The sequence below is a fragment of the Nonomuraea sp. NPDC003560 genome (assembly GCF_042878785.1).
Taxonomy (GTDB): Bacteria; Actinomycetota; Actinomycetes; order Streptosporangiales; family Streptosporangiaceae; genus Nonomuraea.
Genome location: NZ_JBIAOF010000015.1, coordinates 107,877 through 120,066 on the forward strand (window position 1 = coordinate 107,877; position 12,190 = coordinate 120,066).

The 12,190-nt window shown below is 75.2% G+C and carries 10 protein-coding genes; 5 read left to right on the top strand and 5 right to left on the bottom strand.

The features are described 5' to 3' along the window. Positions 1–169 precede the first annotated feature (169 nt). The 5 genes from ACFYUV_RS43560 to ACFYUV_RS43580 all read left to right on the top strand — a co-directional run bounded on the left by ACFYUV_RS43560 (position 170) and on the right by ACFYUV_RS43580 (position 5,644). A complete protein-coding gene (locus tag ACFYUV_RS43560) occupies positions 170–1,939 on the top strand; it encodes an ABC transporter ATP-binding protein (RefSeq protein WP_387680051.1) in 1,770 nt (589 codons plus the stop codon). 53 nt (positions 1,940–1,992) lie between these two features. Further along, positions 1,993–3,900, top strand: a complete 1,908-nt coding sequence (locus tag ACFYUV_RS43565; protein WP_387680054.1) for an ABC transporter ATP-binding protein — start codon at positions 1,993–1,995, stop codon at positions 3,898–3,900. Continuing rightward, positions 3,897–4,277, top strand: a complete 381-nt coding sequence (locus tag ACFYUV_RS43570; RefSeq protein ID WP_387680056.1) for a VOC family protein — start codon at positions 3,897–3,899, stop codon at positions 4,275–4,277. Before ACFYUV_RS43565 ends, ACFYUV_RS43570 begins: the two co-directional genes overlap by 4 nt. 81 nt (positions 4,278–4,358) lie before the next feature. Continuing rightward, positions 4,359–5,177, top strand: coding sequence for an NAD-dependent protein deacetylase (locus ACFYUV_RS43575; protein ID WP_387680359.1), 819 nt, complete (start codon positions 4,359–4,361; stop codon positions 5,175–5,177). A 179-nt stretch (positions 5,178–5,356) separates the two neighbouring features. Then, positions 5,357–5,644, top strand: a complete 288-nt coding sequence (locus ACFYUV_RS43580) for a YchJ family metal-binding protein (RefSeq protein WP_358300042.1) — start codon at positions 5,357–5,359, stop codon at positions 5,642–5,644. On the opposite strand, the gene ACFYUV_RS43585 is transcribed toward ACFYUV_RS43580, so the two are convergent. The 5 genes from ACFYUV_RS43585 to ACFYUV_RS43605 form a co-directional block, all read right to left on the bottom strand. Next, on the bottom strand, positions 5,614–6,678 hold the full coding sequence (locus tag ACFYUV_RS43585) for a DUF917 domain-containing protein (protein WP_358300040.1): 1,065 nt from the start codon (positions 6,676–6,678) through the stop codon (positions 5,614–5,616). The two genes, ACFYUV_RS43580 and ACFYUV_RS43585, sit on opposite strands and share 31 nt — an antisense overlap. Next, positions 6,671–8,188, bottom strand: a complete 1,518-nt coding sequence (locus tag ACFYUV_RS43590) for a hydantoinase/oxoprolinase N-terminal domain-containing protein (protein WP_387680059.1) — start codon at positions 8,186–8,188, stop codon at positions 6,671–6,673. Before ACFYUV_RS43590 ends, ACFYUV_RS43585 begins: the two co-directional genes overlap by 8 nt. A 105-nt stretch (positions 8,189–8,293) precedes the next feature. Further along, positions 8,294–9,613 (bottom strand): cytosine permease, encoded by a 1,320-nt coding sequence (locus tag ACFYUV_RS43595; RefSeq protein ID WP_352329663.1) that lies wholly within the window; start codon positions 9,611–9,613, stop codon positions 8,294–8,296. 110 nt (positions 9,614–9,723) lie between these two features. After that, a complete protein-coding gene (locus tag ACFYUV_RS43600; protein ID WP_387680061.1) occupies positions 9,724–11,040 on the bottom strand; it encodes a hydantoinase/oxoprolinase N-terminal domain-containing protein in 1,317 nt (438 codons plus the stop codon). Then, complete coding sequence (locus ACFYUV_RS43605) at positions 11,037–12,140, bottom strand: DUF917 domain-containing protein (protein WP_387680064.1); 1,104 nt, start codon at positions 12,138–12,140, stop codon at positions 11,037–11,039. The genes ACFYUV_RS43600 and ACFYUV_RS43605 overlap by 4 nt, the downstream gene beginning before the upstream one ends. Positions 12,141–12,190 lie beyond the last annotated feature (50 nt).

Below are 12,190 nucleotides of genomic sequence, written 5' to 3' on the forward strand. Positions count from 1 at the left end.
TAGGCGGCGTATAGATCCCGTAGGCGGCCAAAACCGGTTGCGGCGCGCCGCGGGCGGCTGTTGTACTTCCCGGCGGCACCGATCGCCGGACGAAGGAGCGGATCGATGAGGACAGCGTTCATGACCTCCCAGCACAGGACACCCACCTATTCAGAGGGCATGACGCTTCTTGAGATCCCCGCTCACCAGGACCCGTCCGCAGGTAGCTAGACCCGCCCGGCAGGCCCTGCGCCACCTGCGGCCCGCCCCGCGCGCCGCGCTCGCGCTGGGCGCCGCCACCGCCGCGGCCACCGCGCTGCCGCTGGCCGCGCCGCACGTCACCCGCCGCTTCGTCGACGACGCCGCCGGCGGCGCCGGGCTGCGCCACCTGATCGTGATCGCGCTCGCCTACCTCGCCCTGGCCGCCGCCGGTCAGGCCGCCCGCATGGCCGCCGCCTGGCTCGCCGGCCGCCTGGCCTGGGACGGCACCAACCGCCTGCGCGAACACCTGGCCGGGCACGTGCTCGGCCTCGACCTGGCCTTCCACGCCCGCCACTCGCCCGGCGAGCTGATCGAACGCGTCGACGGCGACGTGGCGGCCGTGGCCGAGTTCGTCGTCGCCTTCGTCCTCGACGTCGTGGCCGGGCTGCTGCTGCTGGCCGGCGTGCTCGCCGTCGTGTTCACCGTCGACTGGCGGCTGGGCGCGGCGCTGCTGGCCTACTGCCTGCTGACCGGGCTCGCCATGACGGGCGCGCAGCGGCTCGCCGTGCCGTCGGCGACCCGGTCGCGGGAGGCGAGCGCCGCGCTCTACGGCCACCTCGAAGAGCGGCTGGCCGGAGCCGAGGACCTGCGGGCCAACGGCGCGGGCGGGCACGCGCTCGGCCGCTTCCACCAGGTCGCCGGGGCCTGGTTCCGCGCCGAGTGGCACGGCTCGCGCATCGCGGGCGGCCTGCTCGCGGCCACGAACGTGGCGTTCGCGGCCGGGACCGCGCTGATGCTCGCCCTGGCCGCCTGGCTGCTGGACGCCGGGGCGCTCACGGTCGGCACCGCCGTGCTGCTCTTCCAGTACACCCTGATGATCCGCACGCCGTTCGAGCGGCTGATCGACCAGCTCAGGCAGTTCCAGGGGGCGCTGGCCGGGTTCGCCCGCATCGGCTCCCTGCTGGCCGAGCGGCCCGCGCTGCCCGTCCGCGCCGCGCCCCGGCCGCTGCCCGCCTCGGGCGCGCTCGGCCTGCGGCTGGACGACGTGAGCTTCGCCTACCCCGACGACGGCGAGACCGCGCTGTCGGGCATCACCCTCACCCTGGCGCCCGGCGAACGCCTGGGCCTGGTCGGACGCACCGGCAGCGGCAAGACGACCCTCGCCAAGCTGCTGCTGCGCCTGTACGACCCGACCGGCGGAACCGTCGAGATCGGCGGTCTCGACCTGCGCGAGTGCGACCCGGAGTCGCTGCGCCGCCGGGTCGGCGTGGTCACCCAGGACGTACGGCTGTTCGACGGCAGCGTCCGCGACAACCTCACCCTGTTCGGCGCCCTGACCGACCCCCGCCACGACGACGCTCACCTGCTGGAGGTGCTGGCCGGGGTGGGGCTGGGCGGCCGGCCGGCCGCGTTGCCCGGCGGGCTCGACGGCGAGCCGGGCGGCCTGTCGGCGGGGGAGGCCCAGCTGCTCGCCTTCGCGCGGGCCTTCCTGGCCGACCCCGGCCTGGTGATCCTGGACGAGGCGTCCAGCAGGCTCGACCCGGCCACCGAACGGCACGTCGAGGACGGCGTACGGCGGCTGCTGGACGGGCGGACCGGCGTGCTCATCGCGCACCGGCTCTCCTCGCTGGCGCACGTGGACAAGATCGCCGTGCTGGAACGCGGCAAGCTCGTCGAGTACGGCCGCCGCGCCGACCTGGCCGCCGACCCCGGCAGCAGGTTCGGCCGGCTCCTGGACGCCGCGGGGGTGAGCCGGTGAACGCGCGCCGGGCTCAGGCTCGGCCGGCTCCCGGACCCCGCCGGGACGAGCCGGTGAGCGCGCGCCGGGCCCTGGCGGTGGCGGGCCGCCTGATCGGCTTCGACGTGCGCCTGTACGTGCTGCAGATCCTGCTTTGGCTGCCGGTCCACGTGCTGCCGCTCGGCGGCGGCCTCGTGCTGCGGCAGCTCTTCGACCAGATCAGCGGGCACAGCCCGGCGACGTTGCGGCAGTCGTTGTGGCTGTGCGCGGCGTTCGCGGGCGTCGAGCTGGTCCGCGGGATCGTCCTGGTGTTCGCCTGGTCCTACGGCTCCTACTGGTGGGACGCGGCGGCCACGCTGCTGCGCGCCAACGTCCTGGGCTCGGTGCTGACCGCGCGCGGCCCGGTCGCCGCCCGGCTGCCGCGCTCCCCGGGCGAGTCGCTGGCCCGGCTGCGCGACGACGTGGCCGAGCTGGTCGAGCTCGCCGACGAGTCCGTCCCCCTGGCCGGAGGCGTGCTGTTCGGCGGGGTGGCGCTGGCGGTCATGGTCTCGATCGACCCCGTCGTCACCGTGACGCTGGTCGTGCCGATGCTCGCGATCGGCGTGCTGAGCAGGCTCATGGGACGGGTGATCAGACGGCGGCACCAGCGGGCCAGGGAACTGGGCGCGGGCGTGACGGCCTTCGTCGGCGAACTGTTCGGCGGCGTGCTCACGCTGAAGACAGCCGGGGCCGAGCGGGCGGCGCTGGACCGCCTGCGCACGCTCAACGCCCGCCGCCGGGACGCCGCCGTACGCAGCCGCCTGGCCACCGACCTGCTGGAGGCCGCCACGGGCACCACGGTCGAGCTGGGCGTCGGCGTCGTGCTGCTGCTGGCCGCCGGGGCGATGCGGCGCGGCGAGTTCACCGTGGGCGACCTCGCGCTGTTCACCAGCTACGTCGGCTGGCTCACCGCCCTGCCCCGCACCATCGGCTCCATCCTGTACCGCCTGCCCCGGGCGGACGTCTCCGCCGAACGCCTGACCGCCCTGCTCGCCCCCCACCATGACACCCCCGACCTGACCCGCAACCACCCCCTCCACCTTCGTCCCACCCCACCGCCGGAAGCACCGCCCCCGAGTCGCACTCCGCACCCCCGTCCCACCTCGCCCCCACCTGCGGGAAGGTCGCCCCTGAGGCGCGGCCCCCGCCTCTCCACGCCGCCTATGGAGCCGCCCTCGGGCGGGGAGGGGCCGATCGCGCCGACGACGCTGGAGGTGCTGGAGGTGCGTGGGTTGAGCGTCGTGCACCCCGGTGGCCGCGGGGTGCACGACGTGGATCTGACGCTCCGGCGCGGCACGTTCACCGTCGTCACCGGGGCCGTCGGCGCGGGCAAGACCACGCTCGTGCGCGGCGTACTCGGCCTGCTGCCCCTCGACACCGGGACGATCACCTGGAACGGCCGCCCGGTGCCCGACCCGGGCGCGTTCCTGGTGCCGGGACGGGCGGCGTACGCGAGCCAGATCCCGCGCCTGTTCTCGGAGACCCTGCGCGAGAACCTGCTCCTCGGCCTGCCCGCGGACGACGCCGACCTGGCCCGCGCCCTGGAACTGGCCGCCTTCGAGGACGACCTGGCCGCCATGCCGGACGGCCTGGAGACCGTCGTCGGCCCCCGGGGCGTGCGTCTGTCCGGCGGCCAGGTGCAGCGCGCCACCGCCGCCCGCGCCCTGGTCCGCGCCCCGGACCTGCTCGTCGTGGACGACGTGTCGTCCGCCCTGGACGTCGGGACCGAGAACCTGCTGTGGGAGCGCGTCGCCCGGCACGGCCCCGCCACGCTGCTGGTGGTCTCCTCCCGCCGGGCCGCGCTCGAACGCGCCGACCAGGTGGTCGTCCTCGACCGGGGCCGCGTGGCGGGACGTGGGCCGCTGGGGGAGCTGCTGCGTACGTGTCCCGAGATGCGCAGACTATGGGACGGAGAACCGATCGAGGAGCGAGGGACCACATGAGGATCGACCGCCTGGACCACCTGGTGCTGACCGTCGCCGACGTCGAGGCCGCGGTGCGCTTCTACACCGCGGTGCTGGGGATGGAGGCGGTGACGTTCGGAGATGGGCGGCGGGCGCTGGCGTTCGGGCAGAGCAAGATCAATCTGCACGAGGCGGGACGCGAGTTCGAGCCGAAGGCGGCCCGGCCCGTGCCCGGCAGCGCCGACCTGTGCCTGATCACCGCCGACCCCGTCGAGACGGTCATGGACGAGCTGGCCCGGCACGGCGTCGGGATCGAGGAGGGCCCGGTGGAGCGGACCGGAGCCCTCGGCCCCATCAGGAGCGTCTACCTGCGGGACCCCGACGGGAACCTGATCGAGCTCAGCAACTACCTCTGACCGGGCATCATGGAGGGTGTGCAAGAGACTGCGACAGCACCCGTGACGGCATCCGTGACGGCGCCCGTGACGGCACCGGCGATGGCGTCGCTGGCCGAGCTGGTGGCCGGTGGCGGCGTCGTGGTGCTCAGCGGGGCCGGGCTGTCCACCGAGTCCGGCATTCCCGACTACCGGGGCCCGACCGGGCGGTCCCGGCGTGCCGAGCCGATGACGTACCAGCGCTTCACCGGCAGCGCCGAGGCGCGCCGGCGCTACTGGGCGCGCAGCCACGTCGGCTGGCGGCAGATCGGCCGGGCCGCACCCAACGCCGGCCATCGCGCGGTGGCCGAGCTGGAGCGGCGCGGCCTGCTGACCGGCATCGTCACCCAGAACGTCGACGGGCTCCACCAGGCCGCCGGGGCACGCCGGGTGATCGAGCTGCACGGCGGCCTCGACCGCGTCGTGTGCCTGTCGTGCCGCGAACGCACCCCGCGCGCCGAGCTGGAGCGCCGCCTCAGCGCGGCCAACCCGCGCTGGGCCGCCGAGGGCCGCGTCAACCCCGACGGCGACGCCGCCCTCACCGACGCCCAGGTCGCCGGGTTCCAGGTGGTCGACTGCGTCTCCTGCGGCGGTCTGCTCAAGCCCGACGTGATCTTCTTCGGCGAGAACGTGCCGAGGGACCGGGTGGCGGAGTGCTTCGCGCTCGTGGGCGGGGCGCGCTCGCTGCTCGTGCTGGGGTCGTCGCTGGCGATCAGGTCGGGGCTGCGCTTCGTCACCAGGGCGGCCGAGCTCGGGCTGCCCGTCGCCATCGTCAACCAGGGCCCGACCGGCGCCGACGCCGACGCCGCGCTCCTGCTCGACGCCCCGCTCGGCGCCACCCTGACCGAGCTGGCCGCCCGCCTCCGACCCGCACGCCGGTAGCGGGCGGAGCGCAAGGCTGACCCCACGCGCGCGCCGGGCGGAGCGCAAGGCGGCGCGGGGGCGGCACAATGGGGGGCATGCCTCCTCGTCCATGCCCCTGCGGTCTGCCCGCGTCCTACGCGGACTGCTGCGGGAGATACCACCGCGGTGAGGGGTCGGCCCCCACCGCGGAGTCGCTCATGCGGTCCAGGTTCAGCGCGTTCGCCGTGGGCGACGAGGCCTATCTCATGGCCACCTGGCATCCCGCCGACCGCCCGGCCCGCCTCGACCTCGACAGGAAGGTCGCGTGGACGGAGCTGGAGGTGCTGGAGAGCACCGGCGGCAGCCCCGTCCACACCGAGGGCACCGTGCGGTTCCGCGCCCACTTCGTCAACCGGCGGGTGCCGGGCGTGCTCGACGAGCACAGCAGGTTCGTCCGGCTGGACGGCCGCTGGGTCTACGCCGGGGTCGTGGCCGGCGGCCGGTAGTCGCAGTCGTAGCCGAAGTACCGCGGCCCGGCCAGTTCCAGGCCGCCCGGCGAGGTCCAGCGCGGGTCGCAGGGCACGGCGATGACGGTGACGCGCAGGCCGTAGCGCATGGCCTCGGTGGTGACCGGCTCGCCCGAGTCGGTGTCCAGCACGCAGATCAGGTCGGGCGTGGTGGCCACGATCTCGCCGTCCCGGCGGGCCAGCAGGTGCTCGTTCTGGAAGCTGAGCTCCAGCGTGCCGGTGCCCTCCAGACGGGCCTGGCCGCGGGCGAAGCCGCCGGTGGTGCGGCGCTCGACGTCCACGACCTTGCCGGTGAACAGCTTCAGGCCGCCCAGCACGTCCAGGGCCGCCGCCACCGGGTCGGCGTGCCCGGCGCGGGCCAGCCGCACGGCCCGGCCCAGGTCCTCGGCCAGCGTCAGCGTGGCCGGCACCAGACCGTCGCGCAGCTGGTCGCCGCGCATGACGGTGTCGGCGCAGGAGACCTGGCAGCCCATCTGCACGCACGCCGCCCTGGCCAGGCGCTCGGCCCACACGTTGGACACCGTCTCCAGCACCAGCGTGTTGCCCTTGTCGTCGGCCAGCGCCATCGGCGTGTTCGGCACGCCGATCAGCGTCGGCAGCACCATCTGCGCCTCGGGGAAGGCGCGGCCCATCGCGTCGCCGTCCACGATCGGCAGGCCCGCCTGCGCGGCGGCGGCGATCGGGATCATCGAGTTCACGCCGCCGACCTCGATGGGCACGATGTGCGTGGCCGGACGGCCGAGCACCGCCTCCAGGGCGCGCAGCGCGGTCAGCTCCTCGGTGCCCGCCGGCAGCTTCTCCAGCAGCACGGTCGGCGCCCCCATGCCCGAGACCGCCACGACGGTCGCGTCCGCGGGCACCTCGTCGATGGCCACCAGCGGCACGGGGCCGTGCCTGCGGATGGCCTCGCGGGCCAGCAGCTTGCCCACGTACGGGTCGCCGCCGCCGCCGGTGCCGAGGATCCCGGCGCCGCGCGCCATGTCGTCCAGCCGGTCGATTCCGATCTCACGCATCGATCTTCTCCAGGTCCAGGTCGCCGACGGCCTTCACCCTGATCCGGGTGGCGTCGCCGGGCAGGTAGGCGAGCGGCAGCTCCTCCACGTCCACGATCCGCACGCTGCCCGCGCGGGCGCCGCCGCGCTCGGCGCGGATGATCGCCTCGCTCTTGGCCTCCTCCAGGATGCGCTCGCGGGGGCCGGAGAAGACCCGGTCCACCTCGCCGCCGACCTGGGCGATGGCCGCGCCGACCGCGTTGGCCACCTCGAAGTGCGCCGGGCGGCGCACGTCGTCGAAGCCGGGCAGCTCCTGGATGAGCACGCTGCCGCCGCCGACCAGCACGACGGGCAGCGGCGCGGACGAGGTGCGCATGCGGTCGACCGCCTCCGAGACGCGCTCGGCGATGAGCTTGAGCGGGCGCTGCGGGTCGACGTGCGCGACCCTGTCGCGGTCGCCGATGTCGGCCAGCCCGGCGGCCACGGCCAGGTCGGTGGCGGTCAGCGTGCCGCCGCCGAACACCAGCGCCTCCTCGGTCAGCCGGTAGCCGACGCTGCGCGGGCCGGTGGTGCCGTCCTCGGCGACCAGCGAGCCGCCGCCGATGCCGATCGACAGCACGTCGGGGATGCGGAAGTTGGTGCGCACCTCGGCGACCAGCGCCTCGCCGGCGGCCTCGCGCGGGAACCCGCCGACCAGGATGCCCACGTCGGACGTGGTGCCGCCGATGTCCACCACCGCGCAGTCGGTCAGCCCCGACAGGTACGCCGCGCCGCGCATCGAGTTCGTCGGCCCCGACGCGAACGTGGCCACCGGGTAGCGGCGGGCCTGGTCCACGTCCATGAGGGTGCCGTCGTTCTGGGACAGGAACAGCGGCGCGTCGATCCCGGCCACCCGCAGCGCCTCGCCGAAGGCGGCCACGGTCCGGCCGGCCAGCGGGCGCAGGGCGGCGTTCACGATCGTGGCGTTCTCCCTGGCCAGCAGGCCGACCCGGCCGATCTCGCAGGACAGCGACAGGTGCACCTCGGGGCCCAGCTCGGCGGCCAGGATCCGCGCGGCCTCGCGCTCGTGGGCGTCGCTGACCGGGGAGAACACCGAGGAGATCGCGACCGTGCGCAGGCCGCGTCGCCTGATGTCGGCGGCGACGCCGCGCAGCTCGTCCGGGTCGAGGGGGGAGATGGGGGCGCCGTCGTACTCGCAGCCGCCGTGGCACAGGTAGACCGCGCCCTCGACCGCCTGGCGCAGGCGGTCGGGCCAGTCCACCAGCGGCGGGAGCGCGGCGGTGGCGGGCAGGCCGAGCCGGACGGCCGCGACCGGCTCCAGCCGGGCGGCCTCCACCAGGGCGTTGACGAAGTGGGTGGTGCCGATCATCACCGCGGACACCCGGGTGGCGCCCAGGCCGGCCAGGGCCGCGGCGACGCCGCCCGTGACGTCCGCGGTGGTGGGGGACTTGACGGTGGCCAGCACCTGGCCGTCGTCGCCGATGAGGGCGGCGTCGGTGTTGGTGCCACCCACGTCGATGCCGATACGCATGAAGGAGGACTCTCTTCTCGGACGGTGAGCGCGGGCCGCTCGGCTCTCGGACGGTGAGCGCGGGCCGCTCGGCTCTCGGATGGTGAGCGCGGGGCCGCGCGACTCTCAGACGGTGAGCGCGGGCCGCTCGACGGGGACCTCGCGGGTGCCGCGGACCAGGCCGAGCCGGCCCGCGACGACGTAGCCCAGGCCCGCGAGGATCAGGGAGTTCAGGGCGGGGATGCCGATCCACTGGTAGTGGTCGCTGAGCCAGCCGACCAGCGCGGCGGCGGCCCAGATGACCAGCGTGGCGGGCACCCACGTCGGCTCGGTCTCGGGGAGCGTGCCGGTGGCGCGCGAGGCGTCCAGCACCGGGCGCCAGCGGCGCACCACGAAGTACTCGGCGACCATGATCCCGGCGACGGGGGGCGTGATGACGCCGAGGATCAGCAGGAAGTCGGTGAAGCGCTCCAAAATCCCGGCGGCGGCCAGCACGCTGCCCAGGACGCCGATGCCGATGGTGACGGCGACCCGGTTCAGCCGCACCCCGACCGTGGACTCCACGGCGTTGAGCAGGCCGAGCGCGGCGGAGTACAGGTTCCAGTTGTTGATCTTCACGGTGGCCGAGATGAGGACGATGACGCCGATCACGCCGGAGGAGGCCGTGATGATCGCGATCACGTCCGAGGACTTGACCGCGTAGGCCAGCAGCACGCCGGCCAGGCCGAGCACGTACTCGCCGAGGGAGATGCCGACGAGGGTCTGCTTGACGACGTCGCCGGTGTTGCGGTTGAACCTGGTCATGTCGGGCGTGGTCACCGCGCCGATGATGTAGGAGCCGGCCACGATGGTGGCGCCGGTCGCGATGCTGATCGGCTCGCCGAACGGCGGCGAGGCCACCAGCGACCCCAGATCATGTCGCGAAATTTCCACCCACATCGCCCAGCCGGCCAGGCCGAGGAACGCCGGCACGGTGATGAACGCCGTCATCCCCATCGCCTTGAACCCCCGGATGACCAGCAGCGTCACGCCGATGCCGGCGATCATGGCCCACGCCCAGAGCGGCAGCCAGGACATGATCGAGTGCAGGCCCGAGGCGAACACCGCGGTCTGCACGCCGAACCAGCCGAACAGGCTCAGGGCGATGATCACGCCGATGATCGTGGAGCCGTACCGGCCGAAGCCGGTCCAGCGGGCCAGCATGGAGGTGGACAGGCCCTCGCGCATCCCGGCGATGCCGACGAAGATGCACACCACCTCCAGGATCACCGAGCCGAGCGTGAACGCCCAGAACGCCCCCCAGAACGACAGCCCGGCGCCGAGCGTGGCGCCCAGCAGGAACTGCGTCAGGTCGGAGAGCTGGCCGAACCGCTGCACGGCCACGTTGAACCAGGAGTAGCGGGCGGCCTGCGGCACCCGCTCCAGGGGGTAGTCGGAGTCGGTCATGGTGGTCTTCCTTCGCGTCGGGGGGTCGTGGCGGGGGCTCACGAGCGGGGGCTCACGAGCAGGCGGTCACAGGGCTGGTCTCAGAGCATCGGGGCTGTTCACAGCGGCGGTCACAGGAGCGAGGGCGGCCCGGCGGCGCGGGCGCGCAGCCGGACGAACGGGCCGGGCAGGTAGGCGAGCGGGATCTCCTCCACCCCGATGACCCGCACCCGCCGCGGATCGGCCCCGGCGCGGACGGCCGCCGCCCTGGCCTCCTCCGCGACCGGTTCGAGCGCCGCCGCCAGCGCCGAGCGGTCCGGCAGGCGGACGATGCGCTCGTACTGGCCGCCGACCGGGCTGACCGCCGCGCCGATGGCGCCGGCCGCCGGCCCGTGCTCGGGATGCAGCCCCTCCGGCACGGCGTGCTCACCGCCGCCCACGACCACGAGCGGCAGCAGCCCGGCGCCCGGCTGCAGCCGGTCCACGGCCTCGGCCAGCTCGGTCGGGTCGACCGGCCGCGGCACCCTGATCAGCCCGGGGATGCGCAGCCCGACGGGCACGCCGCCGATGTCCGCGCCGCCCACGGCCTCCTCCGGATAGCCGCCGGCCAGCACGCCGACCCGGACGCGGGTGGCGCCCACGTCGGCCACCACCGCGTCACCGAGCCCGGTCAGCGCGCCGGCGCCGCGCAGCACGCTCGCCGGGCCGCTGCCCAGGCTGAGCCCGGGATGGCGGGCCAGGTGCTCCAGGCTCATCAGCGTGCCGTCGCCGCGGGTCACGAACACCGCCGCCCCCGGGCACAGGCCCGCCAGCGCGGTGGCCAGCCCGCCGGAGACCGCGCCCGCGAACCCCGACAGGGCGGCGTCCAGCACGGTCGCGTTCTCGCGTTCCAGCAGGCCGAGCGAGCCGAGGTCGGCCGACAGCGCGATCGGCACGCCCTCGCCCAGCTCCGCCCGGACGATCTCGGCCGCCTCGCGCTCCTGCTCGCCGTCCAGGGGCGAGAACAGGCCCGCGACGGCGACGGCCTGCGCGGTGCCGGCCACGCCCGCGGCGAAGCGGGCCACGGCGTCGCGGTCGAGGGGCGTGCGGTCCTCGCGGTCGAGGCCGCCGCCGCCGTCCACGACGGCGGTGCCGGCGTTCACCGCGGCGCGCAGGTCGGGCGGCCAGCCGGACAGCGGGCGCACCGCGGTCGCCGACACGCCCGCGATGCGCAGCACGGCCACCTTGCGCAACCCCGACCGCCTGGTCACGGCGGTGGCGGCGCCACGCAGGCCGACGGCGACCTGGGCCGGCTCGCCGTCCATCGGCAGGCGGGCCAGCGCGGCGCGCACGCCGGCCACCGGGTCGCCGGGGATCGACGCGATCTTGACGGTGGCCAGCACCCGGCCGTCGTCGGCGACGACGGCCGCGTCGGTGTTGGTCGGCCCGACGTCCACCCCGGCCCTCACGCCCCCGCCTCCCGCTCGGCGGACCCGTGGGGCCCGGAAGACCCGGTGGACGCGGTGGAGGAGGGGCCGAAGGCCGTGCCCGCCGGGGTTTCCGGCGTCGCGGGGAGGGGGGACGGCTGCGGTGGGGGAGGGGTGGGAAGGCCGGTGAGACCGAACGCGGCCGGCCCGGCCAGCCGCAGCCCCTCGGGGGTGTGCCAGACCGGGTCGCAGGGGACGCGCACCACGCTGACCCGCAGCCCGTACCGGACCTGCTCGGCCTGCACGACCTCGCCCGTGCGCGTGTCCAGCATCGCGATCACGTCGGGCACCACGGCCAGCGGCACGCCGTCCTCGACGACGGCCAGGAACTCGCTGCCCGCCTGGACGCGCACCAGCCGCCCCTGGTCGTACCCGAGCCCTTCGACCAGGATCGACCCGGCGGTCTCGGCGACCTTGCCGGTGACCAGCGGGTCGGGCAGCCGCGTCCCGAGGCGCACGGCCCGGGTGACCGAGCCGAGCGCGGTGGCGCCGGCCACCTGGTCGCCGCGCATGATGTACTCGCTGGTCGCGACCTGGCCGCCGAACGCCTCCAGCGACGCCCGTACCAGCCGTTCCAGCCAGCCGCCGGTCGCCCGGTCGACGACGACGGTCCGGCCGCGCTCGTCGCACAGCACGGCCGGGGTGGGCGCGATGCCGCGCAACTGCATCACCGTCTGGTCCATGCGGGGGAAGGCGCGGCTCATCCCGTCGGCGTCCACCAGCGGCAGGCCGACGCGGGCCGCCCAGGCCACCGCCAGGCAGCCGTTGGCGCCGCCGATCTCGCTGGCCAGCACCGCGCCGACGGGCGCGCCGTACAGCTCCTCGATCTTGTCGCGCAGGTAGACGGGCTCGTCGGTTCCGCCGACGCGCTCGGACATGACGGCCGAGGAGCCCGCGGTGCCCACGGGCATGACCAGCAGCTCGGGGTCCAGCTCGGCGGGCTGCACGACGCGTACCGGCCCGTGGTCCTCCAGCGCCTGCAGCGCCGCGGCGCGGGCGATGGTCACGGGACCGCCGCCGCCCGAGCCCAGCACGGCGCAGCCGCGGGCGAAGGCGGGCAGCAGCCCGGTGTCGATGTCCATGCTGTCGAGGTTACGAAGCCGCAGGTCGAGGGCGGATGTTCCCGCCGCAC